Consider the following 23,773-nt stretch of genomic DNA (forward strand, 5'->3'; position numbering starts at 1 on the left):
CAAGCTGGGATCGATCCGTCCGTTGGCACCGTCGGCGATTCCTACGACAACGCGTTGGCGGAAACGGTCAACGGTCTCTACAAGACCGAGCTGATCTATCCCCACCGGCCGTGGGCGTCGGTTGGGGAAGTCGAAATCGCGACCCTTCGCTGGGTGTACTGGTGGAACAACCACCGCCTGCACGAGTCATTGGGATACATCACTCCACAAGAGATGGAAGACGCCTACTATCAACAATCACACGCCCAGCCGTTGGGCGTTCAATAAGCGGAACGAAAACCAGGACGCTTCAGAGCTTGTTGCTCATCGGTTGAATTGTCGGCCGCGTAAGACGTTGGGTTTTGCTACTCCTGCGGAGCGGATGGCGGAGCTGTTAGGTTTAGCTGAAAGCTAGGAAATGTTGCAACGACCCCTAGAATCCGCCCGCCCTCGCAGGGGACAAATGCTGTTGGGGTGTAGCGGAGGTAGGTAACTGCCGGCGTGGGGGTCTAACTTCGGGGCGTTTAGGACATTTGTCCCGGATGACCCGTGGAAAGTGCAGCGTTGAGCGTGGAGAGTGGAGGCACGGGTGAGGTTTGGAGGGTGGACCATGGCGAGTGGAGACCCTCACGGTGCGTCCGCGTGTACACGTGACCGAGTCATGCCACACCCACCTGCATCTGTTCGGGTGTCAGCCTGTTGCCCGCCTAGACCCACATCTAGCTTAACTATCCAGCAGTTCGAACCAGGCCGTCAGCCGAGTATCCTCCGCTAAGTCGGCGAAGCTCACATCGTAGCCTTTCTCCTGCAGCCAAGTGAGAACCGTAACTAGCTGCAGAGAGTTCATACCCTGGTCATAGAGTTCCTCGGAAACCTCGATCTCCGCTGGCTCCATCTTCATCGTCTCGGCTACACATCCGCGCAACTGGTCTTCAGTGATTGGTTCCATTAGTTCGCTACCTCAATCTTCCGTTCGGCCGTGCTATCTGCGTTGTTCTGTTGGATTCGTTTATTCACTTTGCCCACCCCGGTGGTGGGGAACTCCTCCACGATGTGCACGTGGTCCGGTACTGCGAACCGCGCGATACCGGCAGCCCGAGCATGCTTCCGGACAGCAAGTGGCGTTAGATCATCCACCCCATCCCTCAGGATCACATAGGCCGTGATGGCTTCGCCCAGATTGTCGTCCGGAGTGCCAACCACCGAAACATCGTGGATATCCGGATGGCTGAGCAACGCGTTTTCGACTGCTTCCGGAGCCACCTTTTCCCCACCGCGGTTGATCTGATCCTTTGCCCGGCCGACAACCGTCAGAGCACTATCGTCGACGGTGACGATGTCGCCAGTAATGTAAAAGCCATCTTCGGTGAATGCCCTAGAGTTGATCTCTTCAGCACGGTGATAGCCCCGGATCGTGTACGGCCCGCGGGTGAGTAGGTGTCCGGGGTGGCCTTCGGGGAGGGGGAGCATGGCGTCATCAACAATGCAAATCTCATCGTGGCTGCTCATGGGGCGACCCTGTGTATTGATTATTTCCTCGGTCGAGGCGTTTAACGGTGTGAAGTTTACGAGTCCCTCAGCCATGCCGAAAACCTGTTGCAGTTGACAGTCGAGTTCCGGCCGGATGCGGCGGGCCACCTCGGCAGATAGCTTCGCCCCACCCACCCATAGCGTGCGCAGAGTGCGTAGGTCGTGGCGATCGCGGGCCGGTGCATGGAGAATGCCCAGTACCGCCGGAGGTACCAGGGCGAGGTGAGTCGCACCGTGGCGGTCAATGGCAGGCAGCAGATCGCTGGGCATCGGTGATTTGGCGAAAACGATGTGCGCTCCGCGCAGCAGCGCACCCAGAATTCCCGGCGAGCTGAGAGTGAAGTTATGCGCCGCGGGCAAAGCGACGAGCAGGCAAGATTCCGTCTCCAAGTCACAGGCTTGCAACGCACAACGGATCGAATAGAGATAATCCGCATGGGTTCGCGGGATTAGCTTCGGTAGGCCGGTCGTGCCACCGGAGAGTTGCAGGAACGCAAGCTCGTCTGCTTCTACATCGGCGGTTGGAGGGGCGGGTGACTCTTCGTTTGCAGCCTCCGAGTGCCCCGTTGATTCGGTAGCCCAGGGAGATTCGGCGGTCTCGTCGATGAGGATCGCTCGAACAGTGCGGCCATCGTCCAGCGGCTCTTGTAGCGTGGCGTGGACGCCCGCAAGGTGCCGATCGGGGCGTGACGTGCTGATGTAGAAGCGTGCTGGCGCGTGGCTGGCGAAGTGGCGCACCTCCGTGGAGCCGAGGTCAGGCAAGGCGAAGATGGGAATGGCGCCGAGCTTCCATAATGCCAAGAGAGTTTCGAGGAACACCACACTATTGGGAAGCTGCAGGATGCAGCCATCGCCCCGGCGTACTCCGGCTTGGTGAAGGTAGTGGGCGGCGGTCTCGACGCTGTTGTCTAGTTCGTGCCAGGACAGGCTGCGGTGGCCGTCCGTCGTGGCGGGTCGATTGGGAAAGGTGGCAACCGTTTGCTGGAAGACATCCCAGTGGGTGTGGTGGGTCCATATTCCCTGGCGGTGGTATTCCTGCGCGAGGGTACGGGGCATGTGGTTGGCCAGTACCTCTGGGCCGTGGCTTCCGTTAAGCGGGCTGAGGTGGGGCTCGGGATTGGGCGCTATGTGTGCTGACGGGGGCTGCGCGGTGCCTTCTGTATCTCCCTTTGCGGCCAGTCCCAACAGCGCACGCACCGGACCGAGTTTGAAGTTGGTTTCCTCGATCTCCTGGTCTGGCTGGGATTCGGCAACGATTCCGCCGCCGGCTCGGGCAGACACTTGGGAGCCTTGAACCGTGGCACTTCGGATAGCTACCCGCCACTCGCCATCGCCGTGGGAATCTGCGTATCCGATGGCGCCGCCGTACAGACCCCGCTCCGGCTCCTGCTGGCGCAAAAAGTCCAACGCAGCAGCGGACGGTGCTCCATTGACTGCCGGAGTGGGGTGTAGCAACGCAGCCAACTCCAGAACGGAGGTATCAGGGTTCCGCAACGTGCCTTCGATATGGGTTCCTAGGTGCCAGGTGTGCGACGTGGCGGTCAGCGTGGGTAATTCCGGAACGTGTAGCTGAGTACACAGGGGTTCAAGAACCTTCCGGATGGCCGTGGTCACGAAGCGGTGCTCGGCGATGTCTTTGTGGGAGAGCGTGAGCTCAATTGCCCGCGCCCAGTCCGTCACCGGGTCCTCCGATCGAGCGATAGTTCCGGCCAGCGGGTGGGAAACAATCCGCGCGCCTTCCTTGCGGATCAGTAGCTCCGGGCTAGATCCCACGAAGAAAGCTTCTTCGGGGCCGTTAGTCGTAGCTACCAGGTGCCCGTGCCCCGTGGCGGAGGTTTCCATGAACCCTCGTAGCAGGGCTTCCGGCTCCACAGGGCTAGCCAGCGTGTACTCCTCCTCGCGGGAAAGCACCACCTTTTGAAACTCGCCACGCCCAATCGCCTCCACGGCACGGCTAACCCGCCGGCCATGCTCTTGCAGGCTGGGGCGTTGTGAGATGTCCACCACGTCGGGAACCAATGGAGCCGTCTTCCAACGCGGAGCTCCCGCGTGCCGCTGAAAGCTCTCGGGGGCCAGCAATACCGGTGCTGTGTCTGGATCGAAGGGCAGCGCTCCCACCACGACGTCTTCCCGTCCTGCCTCCGCCGCCCTACGAAGTGCTGCGGCGGCTTGCTCTACCGTGCCATAACGAGTTTTGACGCCGCAGGTTGTCAGAGTCTGGTCGCTGTCGCTCATGACAAAGCTGGGTGGGCCACTAGCCTCCCCACTGGGCGGACCATCGTGCACCTCCAGCTGTTTCAGCGCGCTGGCCGTATCCAGGCTTCTTCCACAGCGCTTGGCTACCCAATCAATCGTTTCCTGGTGGTCCTGTGCCGTGAAATCCGCAATTCCGTCCGTGATCACAAACGGCTGAATGTCCTTCATAAACGCATCCACCGCGGTGACCTTGCAGCCCATGTGGCCATATACCCCGGTGATAATTAGCTGATCCCGCCGAGCGAAAGCCAGCGACTGGTAAAGGTCCGTGCGCTCGAATGCGGAATAGCGCCACTTCGTGAGTATCTGGTGATGCTTGCCTGGCGCCAACTCTTTGATGATCGACGCTTCCTCGGCTGTTTGTAAACCTTGTCCCCACATATCGCTTAAGAGCCCTCGTCGGGTGGGGTGCTGTTGCGGCGGCTGGGCGGAATAGAACACAGGAATACCCAGCTGATCCGCCGTGGTGATGAGGCGCGCGATGTTGGCGAGCGCCGAGTGTAGCGGTTCTTTGTTCCAGTCATAGGCAGCTAGGAAGTACTTCTGCATGTCGTGCACCAGCAGTGCTGCGCGTGCGGGCTCCAGGGCCCAGGATCTCGCCGGACAATCGGCGGGCAGTGTGGTGGATGGAGTGGGGATGGGATAGGGCGAAATGGGTGGAATCGCCATAGAGATAACCTTTCGTTGGGCTGGTGGGGTACAGAGGCTAGGCATCTAGGGTGGCGCCACCATCAACACGGAGGTCGTGCATGGTGATGTGGCAGGCTGCAGGGGAGATAAGAAAGAGGCATGCTGCCGCGATATCTTCTGGCTGCGCGATGCGTTGTAAGGGGATGCCTAACCGGTAGTCCTCCGGTACACCGGCAAGGGTCTGCGCGGCTCGATCCTCGCCGTGCCAGCTGGTGCGTAGCATCGCGGTGTCTGTGGAACCAGGGGATACGCTGTTGCAGCGCACCCCGTGTGGGGCGCACTCTAGCGCCAGAGTTTTCAACCAGGCAGTCGCTGCCGCTTTGGAAGCTCCATAGGAGGCCATGCGTGCCCGGGGCTGTGCTGCTGCATTGGAAGTCACTGCCACAATTGCTCCAGTGCCGCGATCCACCATGTGCTGGGCGATTGCGGAGCATGTGCGGGCTAAGCCGGTGACGTTGACAGCGAAGTTGTTTTCCCAGGCTCCGGTCTCGTCGGGGTCCGTACCGATACCCGAGACTGTGTCAACTGTGTCAACTGCCGTGGGGCCCGTCAGTGCGCTATCTGGGATTAAGGTTCCCGCGCAGTGGATGAGTGCATCAATGTGCCCGTGAGCTGCCAGTGCTTTCGACAGGTGGCTTTCCACGCTGCGTGGGTCAGTCGGGTTTGAAGAGGTGATGTCTACTTCCGGTAGATCCCAGCCGATCACGGTGTGATCGTTCTGTCGTAGCAGGCGCACACACTCGCGGCCGATGCCTCCAGCAGCACCTGTCACGATCACCGTTTGTTGTAGTTGCGCTTGCTCCGGCGGCGACTCGGTTGGCTGCCGTGTGGCTAGGTGCGGAGGAATGTTGAAATCCATAGCGGACACTGTAATCGACTTAGGTTAGGCTAATCAACGGTGTTATTTTTGGATTTCTTGAGAGGGATGATGAGCGGGTCGCCAGTCTCCGGATCTTCGATCACCCGTGCTCGCAGGTCGAAAGCCCGCTGCAGTAGCTCTGCAGTAATGATCTCCGAAGGCGAACCGGAGGCCATCACCTGGCCTTCATTCATGACCACTAGATAATCGGAATAACGCACCGCAAGATTTAGATCGTGCAGCACCATAACCACGGTGCGGCCAAGCCGTTGGCACAGGTCCTCAACCAGTTCCAAGATGTCCACGGAAGTCGCCAGGTCTAAGTAGGTGGTCGGCTCGTCGAGGAAAAGGATGTCGGTGTTCTGCGTCAACACCATGGAAATCCACACGCGCTGGCGCTGGCCGCCAGAGAGTTCATCCAGCGTGCGGTTAGCAAGATCCTTGGAATCTGTTTGCTCCAGGGCCTCGAGTACCGCCCCTTCGTCCGTGGAAGACCATTGCCGGAACCACGCCTGGTGTGGGTGCCGCCCGCGAGCCACCAGATCGGAGACCAGCAGGCCCTCTGGGGCCACGGGCGATTGGGGAAGTACGCCCAATAGTCGGGCGACCTCCTTGCGTTTCATGGCCGTGATGTCCTGGTTATTCACACGAACGGTTCCCGTATTGAGGTCAAGTAGGCCGGACATGGCACGCAGCAATGTGGACTTACCGCAGCCGTTGGGCCCCACGATGGTAGTAATCTTGCCCGCCGGGAACGTGGCGCTAAGGTCGCGGATGATGGTGCGCTCGCCGTAGCCCACCGTGATCGAGGACGCAACTACGCCGCTGGTGTCGCTTGGCTGTGCTGTATTTGGTAGTGCCGTGTTGTGCTGTGCTGTATTTGGCTGGGGTGTGGAAGAGGTCATGCGTCTGTGCTCCTAGTGCGTTGAACGAGCAGATAGACGAGGAAGATGCCACCTAGGGCGGAGGTCACAATGCCCACCGGAAGTTCCACCGGCAGAATCGCTTGGGTGACGATGTCCGCCCCCAGCAGCAGTACTGCACCGGTGAGCGCCGAAGCCGCAAGCGGTGGGGTGGGTACGCCGCACATTCGAAGGGCCACCTGGGGTGCTACGAAGGCGACGAAGCCGATGGGGCCGGCGGCGGAGACTGCTACCGCAGCTAGGGCCACGGCCAGCGCCAGCATCGCGACCTGTACACCGTTGACCCGCTGGCCGAGTGCCCGAGCCAGATCGGGTCCCAAAGTGGTGGCCAGCGCCTGGTAGCCGATCCAGGCCAGTAGGGGACAGCACGCGATCACCAGAATCACCATCGGGATGGTGGTATTCCAGCCCGCTGTGGCCAAGGAGCCTGTGAGCCAGAACTGCGCTTGGGTAGCATTCCGTAGCTCCGAGCGGATCATAAGGAAATTGATGTAGGAACTGAGCAGCGCGGTGATGATGATGCCAAAGAGCACTAGTCGGTAGGAATCCGCCTGGCGCCGCCACGCCAGTGCCCAGATCGCTGTAGCGCTGAGTATCGCCCCTAGTAGTGCGGCCAGAGGGATTCCGATTCCGGACAGCCAGCTGAGAAATCCGCTGCCACCGCCGAGGACGATGACCGTCACGGCCATGGCTGAGGCGCCCGTGGTGATACCAAGGATATCCGGGCTGGCCAGTGCGTTGCGGGTGACTGTCTGAGTTAGCGCGCCAGAAAGCCCCAAAGCACTGCCGACCGCGATGGCGGTTGCTACACGGGGCATGCGCCAGTCCAGGACCACTAGCCTTTCCACGCGGTTTCCATCCCCGCGGAAGACAACCTCCAGCACTCGGGAAACGGAGATGGGGAAATCACCTAGTCCAATGGAAAATGCTCCCAAGAAAACGATAAGGGCCGCGGCAATGAGGCATACAAGCAGCACTCGTGGGCGCCAAACGAAGGAGATTGGCCCGACCCTGAATGCCGGACGGCCTGGAAACCGCTCGGTAGCGGTGAGCCTATTGCGCGAAGTCTTGTTGAGCCCCATCAGAGCGTCGCCACCTTCTTTCGGTAAATCAAGACGATGAAGAACGGTGCACCCACGAACGCCAGTACAATGCCCACCTGGAGCTCGCCGGGCCGGGCGATGAGGCGCCCCACCACGTCCGCGTAAAGAAGTAGTGCTGCACCGGCTAGCGCGGAGTACGGCAGAATCCACTTGTAATCCGGGCCGGTGAGGGCTCGGACGATATGGGGTACCACCAGGCCGATGAAGCCCAGCGGTCCTGCAGCGGCAGTGGCTGCACCTGCCAGCAGTGCGATGATGCCCATGCCACCTAGTCGCGCGGCCGCAGTGTTGATACCTAAGCCAGCAGCCACGTCGTCGCCCAGATTTAGGATGTTCAGCTGCGGGCCCGTGGCAAAGGCCAGGATCAACCCCAGAACCACAAACGGCAAGACGCTGAGCGCGATGTTCATATCCCGGCCCGCTAGGGAACCGACGGTCCAGAAGCGCATCCTATCCAGGTTGTTTTCACTTGTGAGAACGAAGGCGCTCGTGATGGCACTTAGCACTGCCGACAGCGCGGCTCCGCCCAGCACGAGGGTCAGGGGATTTACCGTGGCTCTGCCCGCGGAAGCTAGGCCGAAGACCAGCGCCGTCGCCGCGATTGCACCAAGGAAGGCAACCACCGCAGTCGCCCAAGGCGCGCTGATGCCCAACAGGGCGTAGCTGGCCACCACGCTCAGTGCCGCGCCGGAACTGATTCCCAGTATCCCCGGATCCGCCAGGGGATTGCGGGTATGTCCCTGGATTAGGGCGCCGGCTACGCCTAGTGCCGCGCCCACGATAATGGCCAATATGGTGCGTGGCAGGCGCAGCTCGGCGACCACGCGTTGGTTGACTGGAACCTCCTCCGGGGAGCTACTGGTAGCCGGGAGATCCCGAAGTGCAGCCCACACGTCCTCTGCGGGGATGGAACGGGCGCCGTACAGGAAACTGCAGATCGTGCCACTGACGACCAGTAGGAGTAGTACCCCCAGACCCAGTAGGCGGCTGGTGCGCACACTCATGGCGTGGCCTCCAATCGCTGTTGCGGCTCACGCCCTGCGCTAGGCCGTGTTAAGCCGAACAACCGTACGCGCCGGTCTGCCCGCTGCTGTCGCTCGCCGAAATCTTGGAAACTGGCCTTGGCCAGCGCCCGGTGCGTGCGGGTGTTGCGATAGTCCGGCTCGCCAAGCACCAGCTGGCACTGCGGGTCTTGCTCTAGCAGTGCTGCGGCCAGCTTGCTCAGAAAAGAAGAGAAGATCCCATGGCCAGTCAGTTCTGGCTTGCCGATTGCGATATGGGCTCCCAGGTCGTGGGGTTGAGAGAGATAGCTGCTGCCAATCTCGTCCCGGTGCGGACGATAGATTTCCACGTACCCCACCGGGGTTGTGGCGTCATTCTCGTCAGACGGTGTAGGAGCTGCGGAGGCATCGCCCCTCGTGGCTTCCTTTGCAGCCCGGATGTGGGGGGAGCGGGGTATCGAATAGGACAGTATTGCGGCGCGAGCGTAGGTGGTGTGAGTTTTTGCGACCCAGTCCTGGCGCCAGCGTTCGGCTGGCCAGGGTTGTTCCCACGTCTCGCGCAAGTGAGGGCGGGACATCCACTCGGCCACCAGATCGGCATCGGAAGATTCGGGATCTGGGTCCGCAGGGCGTAGGGAAAAGGGAGGGTTCATCTGCGGTAACGGTGGCGGGGAAGGGAGGAAATCCGCTGTCGGGATGTCGTGGCGCAACCGGGCCAGTATTTCCTCCGGGCGGGGTTGGGGGCTTCCTGTGAGCAGTGACTCAGGCTGTTGCTGGGGGTCATTGTCAATCATGGGTAAGCATACTACCGTCTATGTGTAAGGTAAGCCTTCACTTGGTAAGGGAATGGTAAGTTGAAATCATTGGCGATCATCGGAGCGGGGCCAAAAGCGCTAGCCGTTCAGGCGAAACTCCACGCTCTGCGCAGCCTGGGCGTTCCAACCCCGGAAGTAACCGTGCTGGATCCGCACGGCATTGGCGGTAATTGGAAGCCTTGCGGTGGGTGGACGGACGGGCGGCAGTTGCTGGGAACCTCGCCCGATAAAGATCTGGGATTTCCCTACCGCACGCGCATCGCGGGCGAGCTCAACGAGGCCGTGGACCGGAGCATGCTGGGGCTTAGCTGGGTGCGCTTCCTTACGGAGTCGGATCGTTATGCCTCTTGGATCGACCGTGGCCACCCCAACCCACCGCACTACCTGTGGGCTAGCTACCTGGAGTGGGCGGCGCAAAAGATGGGAATGCGGGTGGTTCCAGCAACGGTGCGGCTACTCGACGTGACCACTGAAAGTAGTGCCACTAGCCCTACGGGCACGGCCACCGGCACTGCCTCCCAGCCCTGCCGGTGGCGCCTCACTGCCGAGGACACACGTGGCGCCGAGTTCACTCTGGAGGCCGATAGTGTGCTCGTTACCGGCCCTGGCCGTAGCAACGGCAAAATTTCGGATGTTCCGGGTGTGCTCTCTGTGGCAGAATTTTGGGATCTCAAGGCGCGTGGAAGCCTCCCCGAGGTCCCTCGTGTTGTGGTGGTCGGTACTGGGGAATCTGCAGCTTCCGTGTTGGACCAGCTAATTCACCTCAATATTGAGGAAGCTCTGGCCGTATCGCCCCTGGCCACGATGTTCAGTCGTGGGGAGAGTCAATTCGAAAACGAGTTGTATACAGATCCGCGCAAATGGGTGACACTCAGCGAAGCAGCGCGTAGAGACTTCATCCGCAGAACCGACCGTGGGGTGCTTTCTGTGCGGGTGCAGCAGGTGTTAGATTCCGATGATCGCGTGGCACATCGCCGTGGCGTTGTCCGCCGTGTGGAGCTGGCGAGCTCGCCGGACGCTGATTTTCGACTGCGGGTGCATATTGATGATGAAGTGTGTGGCTCCTACACCGAGCTGTGCGATCTCGTCATTGACGCTCGCGGTGGTAGGCCCTTGTGGTTCTGTGATGTGATGACGCCACAGGTGCGCCTCCTCCTGGAGCGCGCACTAGGCAACCAGTCCGATGCAGCGCTGAGCTCCGTTCCGGCCTGGGAGGCCAGTATTGGGGCAGATCTGGCAGTGGAGGGATTGGTTCCGCACCTGTTTGTTCCGGCACTGGCAGCTATGCGCCAGGGGCCGGGGTTTGCGAACCTGAGCTGCCTGGGCGAGCTTTCCGATCGGGTAGTAGCTGGGCTCGGTGTAGGGGACGGCCTGGGCGATAATGCCGCCGATGTGCAGGCTGGCATGCGGGCTGGGGTGCAGGCTGGGGTTCGGGCGGAGGTGCGTTCATGAGTGCATTTCCAGCACCGCGGCCTCATGGCCGCCGAGTGAAGCAGCGCTATGCCACGGTGGATGCGATGATTTGTGCGGCAGTCCAGGAGTGTGGGGTAGATAGCCCACGGCTAGCGGTTACGGGGCCTGCTGGGGCCATTACTTGGCCAGAACTGGCTAGAGGTGCCAGGCGAGTGGCCGGCAGTATTAGCAGCCGCGGGCTGGGTAGAGGGGACCGGATCGCGGTACTGGCGCGCCGGGATACTCGGCTACCGGTAATGGTGGCAGGGATTCTTCACTCGGGCGCAGTCTATTGTCCATTGGAGGTGGATTCTCCAACAGAGCGTTTGCGTTGGCAGCTGGAAGATCTTCAGCCGGAGCTGGTGATGTTGCTCGGTGTGGAGCAGTCTGCGGAACAGGAGCTGCGCCGAGTCGTCGCCGAAGCTTGCGCCGCTGAAGTGTGGATTGGTGGCGCAGAGTGTGACCGCGAAAATATAGATGGATCGGGTGGCTCGCTGCAGGTGAGCGGTGCGCTGTTGGAGGTGAACACGGACATTTGCCCGGAGGATCCCTGTTACATCACGTTCACCTCAGGTTCGACCGGGCGGCCGAAGGCGGTGGTGAATACTCACCGTGGCGTAGCCTGCCATTTGGAATGGAGCGCCCGGATCGTGGGGCCTGGCGAGGAACTTCGTGTGCTGCAGAAGGCGCCGGCGGTGTTTGATGTGGGTATCGCGGAGATCCTGAACCCCCTGGCTAATGGTGGAACGGTGGTGATGCCCGATTCACAGTGGTGGATGGGGGATATCGATGGCTTTTTGGATTTGCTGGTGGATTACCAGGTCAGTGTGCTGTCGATGGTGCCGAGTATGCTCGGCACGCTGTTGGATGTCATGGACGACATGGGTGAGCCTCTGGAAAGGTTGGCTGGGCTCAAGCATCTGCTGCTAGGTGGCGAGGCTGTGCCCAGTGCGCTGGCAGAACGGTGCCTGCGACAGATCGGTTGCCGGGTGCATGGACTTTATGGGCCCACGGAGGCCGCGATGGATGTGCTGTGGGTTGAATATACCGAGGAATTGCTGGCTGAGCTGGCGGGATCCAGCGCGGGGGATGGTCGGCAACCGTCGCTGTTGGGTCTGCCTCAAGACAATGTGAGCTGTTATCTGCGCGCTGAGGATGGGAAAGAGGTTACCGATCCTGGCCAGGTGGGTGAGCTCTGCATTGCCGGGGTGCAGGTGGCTACTGGCTATTGGCGCCGCCCGGAGCTAACGGCACAATCTTTTGTGCCCAGTTGGTACCCACAGGTTGATGGCGGCCGAATGTACTGCACCGGAGATCTAGCACGATGGAACCAGGTGGGGTTGCTGGAATTCGTAGGTCGGGTGGGTGACCAGGTGAAGATCCGGGGCAACCGAGTGGAGTTGGGAGAGGTAGATGCGGCGCTGCGACGGGTTCCTGGTGTGCGGCAGGCGGCCAGTCGTGTCGTTGGCGAGGATTCACCAGTGCTGGTGGGCTATGTGGTGTGGGATCAGGAAGCAGTGGTACTACCGCCTACGGAGGTGGCTGCTGTGCTGCGCGAATCAGTACCGGAGTACATGGTTCCCAGCCGTGTAGTGGCTCTGCAGGCATTGCCGCTGAGCAGTAATGGGAAGCTGGATCGTCGTGCCCTCCCCGATCCAAATTAAGTTAAAAAGTCTCAGATTGCCCTTGTTAGCCTACCCTTGGTGATGGTAGCCTTACCTAATCTTGTTCGTTTAGTGAAATGGAAACCCATTCAGAATGAAGAACTCAAACGTTGTCCGTGCGCTCAGCATCGCCGTGCTCTCCACTACCCTGGTGTTGGGAGCCTGCAGCTCCGATGCAGATGACAAGGCGGAAAATACTTCCTCAGGCGCAAACTCCGCAGCGAATTCCGGCGATAATGCCTCCGAAGTCAACATCAAGCACGCCTGGGGGGAAGACACATACCCCGTAAACCCCGAGCGCGTCGTTGCCATTGGTCCAGCCATCGACAACCTGCTGGCTATGGGCATCAAGCCCTCCGCCGTGGTGGTGTCTGCTAAGGACATGAATGCCCCGTGGCGCGACGGCAAGTTGGATGGCGTGGAGATTATCAAGCAGACCGATTTCAAGACTCTGCCGAAGGAAGAGATCGCCGCCGCTGCTCCGGATTTCATCGTCGGGGACTACTGGACGATCTCCGAGGATAACTACGCACAGCTCTCCGAGATCGCGCCCACTCTGGGTGGTATTGGCACCGAGGGTGAGGGGATCAGCTGGAAGTCGCAGTTGAAGGAGCTCGGCAAGATCTTCAACAAGGAAGATAAAGCTCAAGAAGTCATCGACCAGGATGAGAAAGTCTTCTCCGATGCGAAGTCCGAGCTGCCGAATATCGAGGGTAAGACCGGTGTGGTCTCCCAGTTCGCTCAGGGATCCTTTGGAGCTGTGGCCGACCCGAAGGATCCAGGAGCCTCCTTTATCTACGACCTGGGTATGAAGTTCCCGGAATCTCTGACCGACGGCTCAATCGAGGTACAGCAGGGGCGCGTGACTCTGTCGCCAGAAAACGTCTCCGCCCTGGCTGCGGACTTCATGGTGATCTATAACCGCACCGGTGACATCGCGGAGGTGGAGAAGATCCCGGGCTACTCAGACCTGCCGCAGGTCAAGTCCGGCGCCACCCTGGCGGGTAACGAGGCTGTGGTTGCTGGCCTGAACACGCCGACCGCCCTGTCCCGTGCATGGGTATTGGAGCAGGTCAAGCCTACCTTGAAAGAGATCTCTTAGTCTCTTTTTCTCCAGCACCCCTCGCGAATGTGTCGCCCGGTGTGGCAGCGTGGGGTGTTTTCTTATGCCCTTTCTTGTTCTCTCACTCGCCTCCCCGCTGCCGCCCGCCGACTCACAAGGAACTTGACTTGTCTTCTACGCTGCCGTTAACGAGCGCTCAATACGGTGTCTGGAACGCCCAAAAACTCAACCCCGAATCGCCCTACTACGTGGTTGGTGAGGTACTGCACCTGGGGCCAGGGCACATCGAGCTGGAAACTCTGCAGCACTCCATCGCACAGCTGCAACAGGAAGCTGAGACATTGCGCGTGCGCGTCACGACGGATGGCCTTACCCCGCAACAATCCGTGGTACAGGAAGGCCCCGGGGTCGACCGCGTGATCGACGTGCGGCACGCCGCGGATCCCCAGCGCAGCGCGGAAGCCTGGGTAGATGCGCTACGCGCCGAATGTGCCGAGACGATGCGCACCATGGTGGATCAACCGTTGTGTCGTTATGTCATTATTCTTCTCGACGTCACCGAGACCTGGGTTGTCCAGCTTTATCATCACCTTATTGTCGATGGCTTCTCGGCTTCCCTGCTCACGCGTCGCCTTAGTCAGATTTATACCGCTCGCGTGGCAGGAAAGCAGGCTCGTCCATTCCGGGCAGCTTCGCTGTCCGAACTGGTGGCGCTGGATCAGGAGTACCGCGAATCCGCGGAGCATATCCGGGATAAACAGTATTGGACGTCCGTACTCGCACAGCTTCCGGAAGTTGCTGAGCGCGCCACGATGAATACGGCCACAAAGGCAGAAGGCACAGGGCAAACCACAATCACCACCACCATGCGCCTGGGGCCGGAGATCATGGAGAAGGCCACGAAAGCCGCTACTGATGAGCAGATTACGTGGGTAGAGCTCATGATCGCACTGTACGGGGCGTTTGTTCACCGTCTGTTGGCTCCACGCTCGACCAGCGAACAATTCCTGGCTGTGCCCGTGATGGCACGCTCGCATACGCGAGAGCTCCGCACGCCTGCAATGGCCGTCAATGTGCTGCCACTGCGAGTCAACGTCGACAATCAACAAACGGTGCAGGAGTATCTACACCATGCGGTGGAGTCGCTGCATGGTCTACTGGCCCACCAGCGACTGCGTGGAGAGAGCCTACCGCAGATCACGGGGGACTCCCGGGTGGCTGACGTGCTACACGGAGTGGGAGTGAATGCTAAGGCCTTCACCACCCGGGCGGATTTCGCGGGGGTTCCGGGGCGGTTGCGCAATGTGGCGGGTGGGCCGCCGGAGGATTTGGGATTGGTGCTCACCCCGGCCGAGGATGGCGGACTGGACATGGCTTTTGAGACGGATCCGGCCCGCGTGAGTGCCGAGCATGCGCGGGCTCGGTTGGAGGCACTGCGGGAGTTCACGTGTCAGGCGCTTGAAGACACATCCCGAAAGATCGGGGAGCTGCCACTGCATAGCCAGAGACGGCGCGTGGAAATGTTAGAGCAGCGGCGCGCCCAAGGTGTCGAAGTGGCCGAAAATAGCCGATCGCAGGACGCTCTGAGCACCGCTTTGTCCACGCTGCGAAACCACACACAGGCACATCTGGTGGTTCACACTGCCGATGGCTGGGATACCGAGCCCGGAACTGAGATGTTGGATCGCGAGATACTGGGCGCTGCAGTGCTGAACAGCAAGGATCTCCACGCTGCAGTACATCGCCTGGCTAGTTACTTTCGCCGTGAGGTTCTGGGAAGCGACAGGTGGCGCCAGGCGGAACAAGTCACCGAGCAAGATAGGGCGCGACCAGTGCTCGCTCTCGAGATGGAGCGGGGGCGCGAATTGGCCCTTGCTGTGCTAGCCGCTTTCGCCGCGGGTGTGCCCTTCGTCTATATCGATCCCACCAGTCCTGCCCAGCGCCGTGAGCAAATCCATGCGAACGCTGAACCGGTAGCTAGTGTGGATGCGGCGGCCATCCGCTACGCCCTAGCCTTGGGCAGTACCACCTCGGAGGAGAACGCCGTAGAACGGTCCGCGGAATCGGCAGCCTGTCCAGACCCGGAGCAATTGGCCTACCTGATCTATACTTCTGGATCCACCGGCAAGCCCAAGGGCGTGGAGGTTCCCCGCCGTGCCATTAGCTCTCTGTTTGCCCAACACCGCAGCGGATTGTACGACAGGCCGCACGCGGTGGTGGCGCATACGGCGTCTTTCAGTTTCGATGCAGCATTCGACCAGTTGCTGTGGCTGCTGGCGGGCCACGACGTGCACCTCTACCCAGAACAGGCCACTGGGGATGCAGACAAGCTGGTGGAACACTTCGCTACACAGCAGATCAATGTGGTGGATACGACTCCCTCCATGATGAAGGCGTTGTTGGCCGCGCAGTTATTGGAGAAAGTACCGAGCCTGCAGTTAGTGGTTTTGGGTGGCGAAGAGCTGCCCGCTGAGCTGTGGGATCACCTGGCGGCCACCGGCCTGGAGGTCGTCAATGCCTATGGCCCCACCGAAAGCACTGTAGATGCCCTTTTGGCCCGAGTGGAGCCGGGCGTGGCACACCTGGGGCGGCCCGTTGCCGGTATGCGTGCCTACCTGGTGGATAACGCCCTGCAGCTGGTAGGAGACCAAGAAGTAGGCGAACTGGTTCTAGCCGGTCCACAGCTGGCACTCGGCTACCGTGGCCTTCCGGAGGCCACCGATGCGGCGTTCAAGGAGGACGTTCGCATCGACCCGCGTCGGGCTCCGGAGCGCATTTACCGCACCGGGGATCGGGCACGATGGATTCCTGGGCGGGGCTACCAGTTTCTGGGGCGTGCCGATGAGCAAGTCGAGATCAATGGGCAGCGCGTGGAGCTGGCCGAAGTGGAAGCTGTACTAGCCAGCGTGAACGGCGTGCGGCACTGCGCCGTGGCACCACTGAATCGCAGTGGGCAGGCCACTGTGTTGGTTGCTGCGGTGGTAGGGGATTGGCCCATGGACGCTTCAGATCTGACCGCTATCCGGCACCAGTTGCAAGCTGCTTTACCCGCCGCGGCGATCCCCCGGCGCATCCATCCAGTGCGAGCGCTGCCCACCACCACCTCCGGCAAGATCGACCGGGAGGCCATCGCCGGATACGGACTGCAGCCGCCGACCGCTGGTGCGAAGGAGGATACCGCAGCTCCCGAGGCGACCGAACCCGTGGAGGTCTCTAGCGCAGGTAACGCAACTACAAGCGGTAAAAACGACCCGCTTGCACCGCTCGACCCTGCCCACCTCCTGCTGCATCGCACGGTGTGTGATGTTCTCCATCTACCGCCGCAGCAGACTGATCCTGATCAGGACTTCATCAGTTTGGGAGGGGAGAGTATTGCTGCTCTTCATGTGGCCTCTCGCGCACGTCAGCAGGGGCTGCTGTTGCAGCCGAAGGACCTAATGGGCGGCATTGCGTTAGCGCAGATCCCATTAGACTTCCGTCCTCCGCAGAATCCGCAGGCTCCCCAGGTTTCGCAGGCTGCGCGCCCGACCTTCCTTAGTTCTGGTGAAGACCTGGGCAAGGGGGGTAATTCGAGATCCAATAATGGGGACAATCAATGGCTGGATTGGGGTGTATTGCCGTGGAGTCCGGTGGCGCGCACGCAGATTGCAGCTGCGCCCACCGTGCATGCGATGCGTCGCCACGTGATGTACCGGTGGCTAGATATGCCACCCGGGTGCGGCCAAGCCGATGTGCTACGCGCGGTGGAGGTGCTTCAGCGCCGGCATGCGAGCCTGCGGATGTTGCTGGACTGGGACAACGTAGTGCAGCTGATCCCGCGTGTGCCACTGGCTAACGCCGAGGAGATTGTGGTGGAGCTTGCGCCGGACGGCCCAGATCCGGTGGAGCAGCTGGCCGCCGGCATAGCCCCCGATGGTGGAGTGATGTGGCAGGTCGGACTGTGCAGGGAAGGCGCGCTGGTGATGGTGCACCACCTGGCGATCGATGCGCTGTCCTGGCCGAACCTGCAGCGCGAGTGGAATGCTGTATTAATTGACGCCAACGTGAAGCTTCCCGCGCTCACCGGCCTCCTGCGCGCCCACGGGATGCAGCGTGCCGTGGAGCACCAGGCCGTGCAGAACGTGCCACCGGGATCGGCGGAGCTGTCGGTCTTGCCGGAGTTGCCGGAGAAACTGCTATGCCCACGGGGGCAGGCCACGATGATGTGGCGAAATATTGCGATGCCGGACGCTGCGGCGATGAGTTCCGAGCTGGCGCAGCGTTTTCGAACAGACCGACAGGTCGTGGTGGTGTCATTGTTAGCGCAAGCGCTACAGGCCGTAGGTTTGACCGAGCTTCAGCTGGTGGTGGAAGGGCACGGCCGCGATGGCGGCACCGGTGCCACTCGTTCTGGTGACTATGGCAGCACCGGTAGCGCGGTGGATTGCATGGAGCTGATCGGTTGGTTCACTACGGAGGAGCGTTGGGCTTTCTCTGCGAGGGCTGACGGTGCCTCCGTTCATTCATCCGCCAATTCTCCGAGGTTTATGGCAGCGTGGGTTCGCGCTGGGCGCGAGGCCGAGTCGCAGGCTCAGCCGTGGGATCCAGCTTCGTGCCCTCCAAACCGTCGTGTGGTGATTAATGTTCTGGATGCACAGCCGGAGGAGAGCTTCGGCGTGTTGGAATCCGACGACCGGCGGATGACGGAGGCTCTGACGATAAATGTCTTCCTCACCTCGGACGGCGCAGACGTGGAATACGTGGCGGACCTGGCAGCACTCAGGGATGCATCCCCGACCGTGCTGGAGAAACTGCACGAACAGCTACAGCGTGCGGCGCGGGACCTGCTGGTCGCGGATCGGTTGGTACTGCGCCAAGCACTGCCTAGCGACTACCGGGCATTCGATACACAGCCGACGAACCCTCGGCTAGGCCACAGCTCAACCAACCAGCCCACACCGACCCTCAGCGTTGCTCATCTACGCTCCCTGGAAGCCGCCCACGGTCCCCTGGAAGACATTGTCCCGGCTACTGCCTCCCAGCAGGGGCTGCTGTTCCACGGATTGGCCGGAACCGACCGCTACGTCATTGCCGCCGCCGTGGACCTTACTGGTGTGGCCTCCCCAGAGCTTATCCACCAGTCGATGCGGGCAATTCTGCGCCGCCACGCAGCACTGCGCGCCGTGTTCGATTGCAGCGACCTCCCGCTGATGCTGATTCCGGAGCGGCTCGATCTGCCCTGGACAATCCACGACTGCAGAGACTTCTCACCGGCTGCAGCTCATGCGTTCGTGGAACAGCTACGGGAGTTGCGCGGCCACCGCGCCGTGGACCTGGAATCCGGCCCGCTAGTCACCGCAGACCTGGTGCTGTTGCCAGAGAGTAACCGACTAGAAACCAACCGCCCTGCCACACTTGTGCTGGGCAGCCATCACATCCTCACCGATGGCTGGTCCACCGCCGTGATGCTGCAGGATTTGCAGCGACTGCTAAGCGGCGAGGATCTGGACCCCGCACCCTCCTTCGCGGAATTTGCTCGAAGCCTGTGCCAACGCAGCGTCGAACAACTGGAGCGGGAACACCGCGCCTGGCAACAGATTTTCACCGGCACCGATCAGCCCCATGAGGCCAGCCGCACAGGCGAGCACGGAGGTGTGATTGCGGGCTTGCGGCCGGTGGCGTCAAGTAAAAAGAGCACAACAGAAGCCCCAGAGGTGCCGCACGTACTGCACCGCGACACAGATGGGCGGGTGGCAACCGCCGCGGCGAGCCTAGGAACCACACCCAGTGTACTGGTACAAACCGCATGGTTGCTCACGCTGGCTGCGATGCATGGTGGGCGCCGAGTGACTACGGGGGTGACTCTTTCCGGCCGGTCCGCGGAGCAGCCGCGAATGGCTAGTGCGGTGGGCATGTTCATCACCACACTCCCGTTGCACGTACAACTCGAACCGGGGCACACGCTGCGCCATACCGTGCGACAGGTGGCAGATACCATGGCGCTGATCAGCGAGAACCAGACCACGCCGCTACAGGAGATCGAGACCCTGGTGGGAAGTGCACCGTTGTTCGACACCGCGGTGGTGTACGACCATCACGCACACTTCGGTGCACCGAGCGGTCCACACACAGTGGAGACCTCCGAGTCGTGCCTGCGCATCCAGGGGCTGCGCACCAGCGGTCGCACGCATTACCCGCTGACTGTCGTGTGCCCGCCCGGGGACGTTTTGGAAATTACGCTGGTGCACCGTCCGGATGTGGTGGAACGCATTCTTCCTGACGCCGCCGCGAGGTGGTTCGGCACATTCCTCAATGCACTGTGCGACGCCGCCACCGGTAGGGATCTCCGGTTGGTGGAGTTGCTTCCGGAGCGCGGCGAGTTTGAGGAGCCAGCGGACGGGCAAATAGAAGTAGATGGGCACAGCGAAGTAGAGGAAGCGGATACGTGCAATACCGGTAACCGGGAGCTTTCTGAGGACAACCCCGTATGCGCCCAGGTGCAGGCCGCCATGGAGAGCTTGCTAGGCAACCCGATCGGCCCCGAAGAGAACTTCTTCACCTCCGGTGGTGACTCCCTGCTGGCCATGCGTTTGATGGGTGTGCTGCGCAAGCAGGGCATGCAGTTGAAGATCCAGGACATTGTGGATGCTGGTACTCCGGCAGCCATCGCGGAACGGCTGGGGCAGGGCACTGGTGGAGCTATGAAGGCTAAGCAGCCGCCGAAGCCGCAGCAATCCCAGCGCTTACAGACTGCCGAGCATTCGCAACGCCGCCCGGTGTGGTGCCTCCATCCGATCGGCGGACATGGCTTGGCCTTCGCCCCGCTGGCCAGCCTTCTGGCGGACACTGAGTTCGACACCCGCCTGATCGAACTACCGTCCCCGCTACCCCAGGTGGGAACACTGGCCGAGCTAGCGGAGCTCTACACCGAACAGATCCTGGCCGAGCAACAAGAAGGACCCTTCACGTTGGTGGGCTACTCCTTCGGTGGCGTGGTGGCTGAAAACATCGCTGCCGCGTTGCAGCGCCGGGGCTATGAGGTGCGGTTCTTAGGAATTCTTGACGCCTACCCCAGCGGCAGCAGCCCCAGCTCCGGTACGCATTCCTGGCCGCCGGGCACGCCCGATGGCAGGACAGCCTTTGGTGACTACGACGTTCGGGCAATTGCGCGTGCCGATGGGATGTCACACGAATTGGGCACTGTGGGCGTCGATATAGAAAGCAACATCCGTTTCTGCATGCAGATGCTGCACACAGCAGCACCCACCAGCTACGAAGGCCGGGTCGAGCTAGTGGTGGCAACGCAAAACAACAGTGATGTGGCACACGGGCAGTGGGATCCGGCTGCTGCGTGGAGGCGCCGTCCGGGGGCGTATCCGGTGCGGGTGAGCGAGCTTGAACTTACGCACGCGCAGCTGGTGAAAGCCGATGGCTGGAAGAACGTTTTCCAGCAATGGGCACCGCGGCTGCTGAACAAGAGTTCGGCTGACCGGCCAGCACCCGAGGCGACAGGCATCGACCCTGCGCATGCCGCCCCACCGCATGCCGACCCTGCGCACTGACCCGCTACACACCGACTCACCGCACACCGCCAACCCAGAAACGAGAAAGGAATGACCATGGCGAGGAATAGCCGAGACAGGGAAATCTACCCCATTACGATCCGCGAACTGCAGGTCGATGACATCGAGGACATCACACCAGGGATGCGTCGCATTACTCTGACGGGCGAACAACTACGCGCCCATAGTGCGTTCGGCGTAGACGCACCACCGCTAGTCAGCGATGGTTTCGACGACGATATCCGCATCATCTTCCCAGACCCGGCCACCGGGGAGCGCCCTCACCCCATCACACGGGAGGACGCGACGGTGCTATGGCAAGAGGAGGTCAAAGATCTGTTTCGGACATATACCGTCCGTTCATTCGACGCCTCCCAGGGCCGCCTCGTCGTAGACTTCGCGCGGCATGGCCAAGGCCTGGCCGAGGACTGGTCCGTACGAGCTCGACCGGGAGATCTCCTGTATATCGCAGGGCCGAAGTCTTGCGCAGCGCTGCCCACCCACACTCCGTGGCTACTGATGGTGGGCGACGAGACGGCGCTGCCGGCGATTGCTCGCTGTATAGAGTCTTTGCCCGCCGGGTATAGGGCAGTGGCGATTATTGAGGTAGCCACGCGGGCACATGTCCAGCGACTGGAGTTCGAAGCACAGGTGGACATTCACTGGCAGGTGCGAGACGAGGGCGGGGACTTCGTGGCGAAAGCTACCGAGTTGTACGGAGAACACCCAGAGTGGGCGGCCGAGCCCGCCGCGATGCCCTATGTATGGGCTGCGGGAGAGGCCGGGCGATTGAAGGCGATCCGACGCTGGGTTCGAGCTCTGGGGATTCCGCGGGAAAACGTGGAGATTACGGGGTACTGGCGCGCAATGGCACCGGCACAATCGGAAGCAGGGGCGACGGCTACGCAGGGCGACAGTGAGGGGGCGGAGACAGGGGCTGTGACGAGCCACCGTAATGCGGTGATTGAGCTGCATGAACTCACCGAGATGGGGTCGGCGATTCTGGTGCGCCAAGCCGTAGGGTTGGGGATTTTTGGCCTGATTGATGAGGGCGCGGATCGAGTGGATCAACTGGCCGCAGCAACTGGCCTGCAGCAGGAGCTGGCTCTCCGGATTGCGCGTTACTTGGAGGCAGTGGGGTTAGTGACTTTGTCGGCGGATGCAGCACTGGATAGCTCAGCGGAGGATGTGGCGGACCAACGGGCGGTTCGAATCGGCCTCACTGCGCTGGGCAGCGAGTTAGCAAACCCGGATTCTCCAGTAAGGGATTGGATTGCCGGGCCGGCAGCCGCCAAGACCGCAGCACTTGGCCAGCTAGGGCAGGCACTGCAGAATCCGGCTGATACGGGCGAGCACCGCTGGGACTACATTGTGCAAACCCAGCCACAACTGGCCGTGGAGGAACACGAACAGGCGGCCTCCAGCGCTCAGTGGTCGGCCCCGGCCGCAGCGGAGATTCTAAGCAGCAAGCTACTAGCGCGACAGGATGCTGGCTCGCTTCGGTGCGCGGTGGGAGGTCCGGCCGCGGCGGTGTATGCGGATGAGATTCTACGTAAGATACCGCAGGCCAACGCCGTGGTGTTGGGGTCGTTTTCGGAGGCAGAAGATGACGCAAGGATTTCAGTAGGCGCAACAACTGCAGCGATGACGGAGCCTGGGGCCAGCGCAGAGGAGGTTATGCTGCGCGATATTGCTCCACGCCGCCGGGATCGTGCTCGCTATAGTGCACTGCACGCTCCAACGGTTGGGCGTCGCGGTGAGGATGTGCGCCGGGCGGATTGGGCTGGCACAGTGGCTACTTTGTGTGAGCAGGTAGATGCTGTGGTGCTGGTTGATCCGTGGCGGCGTTGGCCAGCTATAGAGCTGCAACAGCTGGTAGCTGCCGTACTACGTTTTGGGGCGCAGCTGTTCCTGGTGACCCCAGTGTTGCAGGAAAGCGGGGCCGAGGAGCATGACTACGAGGAAGATTTATCACGCCTCGTTCTGTATGGATCGCAGCTGCCCACGGCCCGTGTGATTGCGAAGCACCTGGCTGCCGTGGGTGCGGTAGCGCGTTCGCAGCAGGCGGTGGGGTGGAGTGCCCAGCTGTTCGAGGTGGGGAGGGGAGGTAGGTAACTGCCGGTGGTCGGGCGAACCTCAGGACATTTGTCTCGGGCGAAGCGTGTGGAGGAGCGGCGGACGTTTGGTGGTTTGCTAAACCGTTTCTAAAGTGCCCCCTGTCGGCTGGCCCCTAGCGGCTGAGCTGCCTCCATATCGGCGGCCACACATCCCCCAAAATAATTAACTTAGGGCAGCCTTTTGTGTGGTTAGCCTAACCTGTGTAAGATGGGCGCGGTTGCTGAATCCACCGTAGCTGAAAGAGGCCATCAGCCCTTTGGGGCTACGGGTACTTTACAGCGCCTCAAAGAGTTCCTTACACGTTAGGCTTTCACATGTTTCGAAACAATTCGCTGACCCGTCGAGCGGCGCTGAAGACCGCCGCTGTCTTGGCAGCATCCACTCTTGTTCTGTCTGGTTGCTCCCGAGGCGATGACGCGGCGGCGTCAAAAAATGAGGGCACCGGGGACGAGCGCATCGCCGCAGTTGGCCTGGGAGACAGCGATACCTTGCTCGCTCTAGGTATCCAACCAGTCCTCGTAGCGCCCTGGGGTGCTGAGGGTGATGTTGATGCGTCTGGCGTCGGCCCATGGGCTACCGAAAAGCTCGGCGAAAACAAACCTGAGGTGGTCTACGGTACTGCCAGCGGATTCACTGCGGAAATCCTGGAGAAGATCTCTGCAGCTGACCACGCACCGGCGGGGTCTTCTGCTTTCTGTGACCTGCTTAAGTTCTAGTGGTCGTTGCAACACTGATCTGAAGGGTTGGTGTTGGTGATGACGGTGTCACGGTGGGATCCA

Annotated in this window: 14 protein-coding genes; 7 read left to right on the top strand and 7 right to left on the bottom strand. The window is 61.3% G+C overall.

What is annotated here, in order from left to right:
* The coding region (locus KBX17_RS10915) for an integrase core domain-containing protein (RefSeq protein WP_256019840.1) at positions 1-267 on the top strand (267 nt) is incomplete at its 5' end.
* Between the two features lie 436 nt (positions 268-703).
* On the opposite strand, the gene KBX17_RS10920 is transcribed toward KBX17_RS10915, so the two are convergent.
* From KBX17_RS10920 to KBX17_RS10950, 7 genes are read right to left on the bottom strand one after another with little or no spacing between them, the layout of a single operon-like run.
* Positions 704-928 carry a phosphopantetheine-binding protein gene (locus KBX17_RS10920; RefSeq protein ID WP_256019842.1) on the bottom strand — a complete coding sequence of 75 codons (225 nt, stop codon included), beginning with the start codon at positions 926-928 and terminating at the stop codon, positions 704-706.
* Positions 928-4,434: an isochorismate synthase gene (locus KBX17_RS10925; RefSeq protein WP_256019844.1), complete on the bottom strand. Its 3,507-nt coding sequence runs from the start codon at positions 4,432-4,434 to the stop codon at positions 928-930. Before KBX17_RS10925 ends, KBX17_RS10920 begins: the two co-directional genes overlap by 1 nt.
* Before the next feature lie 37 nt (positions 4,435-4,471).
* The gene (locus KBX17_RS10930) at positions 4,472-5,314 is read right to left on the bottom strand and encodes a 2,3-dihydro-2,3-dihydroxybenzoate dehydrogenase (RefSeq protein WP_049780521.1); all 843 of its coding nucleotides are present in this window, start codon (positions 5,312-5,314) and stop codon (positions 4,472-4,474) included.
* 29 nt (positions 5,315-5,343) lie between these two features.
* Positions 5,344-6,219, bottom strand: a complete 876-nt coding sequence (locus KBX17_RS10935; protein ID WP_256019846.1) for an ABC transporter ATP-binding protein — start codon at positions 6,217-6,219, stop codon at positions 5,344-5,346.
* Positions 6,216-7,319 carry an iron chelate uptake ABC transporter family permease subunit gene (locus KBX17_RS10940; RefSeq protein ID WP_256019848.1) on the bottom strand — a complete coding sequence of 368 codons (1,104 nt, stop codon included), beginning with the start codon at positions 7,317-7,319 and terminating at the stop codon, positions 6,216-6,218. Before KBX17_RS10940 ends, KBX17_RS10935 begins: the two co-directional genes overlap by 4 nt.
* Entirely contained in the window at positions 7,319-8,344 is a 1,026-nt protein-coding gene (locus tag KBX17_RS10945) for an iron ABC transporter permease (RefSeq protein WP_011274154.1), read from the bottom strand. The genes KBX17_RS10940 and KBX17_RS10945 overlap by 1 nt, the downstream gene beginning before the upstream one ends.
* Entirely contained in the window at positions 8,341-9,135 is a 795-nt protein-coding gene (locus tag KBX17_RS10950; RefSeq protein ID WP_034984982.1) for a GNAT family N-acetyltransferase, read from the bottom strand. Before KBX17_RS10950 ends, KBX17_RS10945 begins: the two co-directional genes overlap by 4 nt.
* A gap of 69 nt (positions 9,136-9,204) precedes the next feature.
* Between KBX17_RS10950 and KBX17_RS10955 the strand changes: the two genes are divergently transcribed.
* From KBX17_RS10955 to KBX17_RS10980, 6 genes are all read left to right on the top strand, one after another.
* Complete coding sequence (locus KBX17_RS10955) at positions 9,205-10,608, top strand: SidA/IucD/PvdA family monooxygenase (protein WP_253579595.1); 1,404 nt, start codon at positions 9,205-9,207, stop codon at positions 10,606-10,608.
* On the top strand, positions 10,605-12,272 hold the full coding sequence (locus KBX17_RS10960; RefSeq protein WP_011274151.1) for an amino acid adenylation domain-containing protein: 1,668 nt from the start codon (positions 10,605-10,607) through the stop codon (positions 12,270-12,272). The genes KBX17_RS10955 and KBX17_RS10960 overlap by 4 nt, the downstream gene beginning before the upstream one ends.
* A gap of 94 nt (positions 12,273-12,366) precedes the next feature.
* Positions 12,367-13,374: an ABC transporter substrate-binding protein gene (locus tag KBX17_RS10965; protein WP_011274150.1), complete on the top strand. Its 1,008-nt coding sequence runs from the start codon at positions 12,367-12,369 to the stop codon at positions 13,372-13,374.
* Complete coding sequence (locus KBX17_RS10970; RefSeq protein WP_256019851.1) at positions 13,329-20,876, top strand: condensation domain-containing protein; 7,548 nt, start codon at positions 13,329-13,331, stop codon at positions 20,874-20,876. The genes KBX17_RS10965 and KBX17_RS10970 overlap by 46 nt, the downstream gene beginning before the upstream one ends.
* Before the next feature lie 57 nt (positions 20,877-20,933).
* Positions 20,934-22,991, top strand: a complete 2,058-nt coding sequence (locus KBX17_RS10975) for a siderophore-interacting protein (protein ID WP_253579591.1) — start codon at positions 20,934-20,936, stop codon at positions 22,989-22,991.
* Positions 22,992-23,308: 317 nt separating this feature from the next.
* Entirely contained in the window at positions 23,309-23,710 is a 402-nt protein-coding gene (locus tag KBX17_RS10980; RefSeq protein WP_370687608.1) for a hypothetical protein, read from the top strand.
* The last annotated feature ends 63 nt before the right edge of the window (positions 23,711-23,773 follow it).

Origin of the sequence: Corynebacterium sp. CCUG 65737, from assembly GCF_024454115.1 — a bacterium.
Taxonomy (GTDB): Bacteria; Actinomycetota; Actinomycetes; order Mycobacteriales; family Mycobacteriaceae; genus Corynebacterium; species Corynebacterium genitalium.

Coding starts and splice junctions, on each gene's coding strand:
- KBX17_RS10920 (WP_256019842.1), bottom strand. CDS start 928: ATGGAACCAATCACTGAAGACCAGTTGCGCGGATGTGTAGCCGAGACG.
- KBX17_RS10925 (WP_256019844.1), bottom strand. CDS start 4,434: ATGGCGATTCCACCCATTTCGCCCTATCCCATCCCCACTCCATCCACC.
- KBX17_RS10930 (WP_049780521.1), bottom strand. CDS start 5,314: ATGGATTTCAACATTCCTCCGCACCTAGCCACACGGCAGCCAACCGAG.
- KBX17_RS10935 (WP_256019846.1), bottom strand. CDS start 6,219: ATGACCTCTTCCACACCCCAGCCAAATACAGCACAGCACAACACGGCA.
- KBX17_RS10940 (WP_256019848.1), bottom strand. CDS start 7,319: ATGGGGCTCAACAAGACTTCGCGCAATAGGCTCACCGCTACCGAGCGG.
- KBX17_RS10945 (WP_011274154.1), bottom strand. CDS start 8,344: ATGAGTGTGCGCACCAGCCGCCTACTGGGTCTGGGGGTACTACTCCTA.
- KBX17_RS10950 (WP_034984982.1), bottom strand. CDS start 9,135: ATGATTGACAATGACCCCCAGCAACAGCCTGAGTCACTGCTCACAGGA.
- KBX17_RS10960 (WP_011274151.1), top strand. CDS start 10,605: ATGAGTGCATTTCCAGCACCGCGGCCTCATGGCCGCCGAGTGAAGCAG.
- KBX17_RS10965 (WP_011274150.1), top strand. CDS start 12,367: ATGAAGAACTCAAACGTTGTCCGTGCGCTCAGCATCGCCGTGCTCTCC.
- KBX17_RS10970 (WP_256019851.1), top strand. CDS start 13,329: ATGGGTATTGGAGCAGGTCAAGCCTACCTTGAAAGAGATCTCTTAGTC.
- KBX17_RS10975 (WP_253579591.1), top strand. CDS start 20,934: ATGGCGAGGAATAGCCGAGACAGGGAAATCTACCCCATTACGATCCGC.
- KBX17_RS10980 (WP_370687608.1), top strand. CDS start 23,309: ATGTTTCGAAACAATTCGCTGACCCGTCGAGCGGCGCTGAAGACCGCC.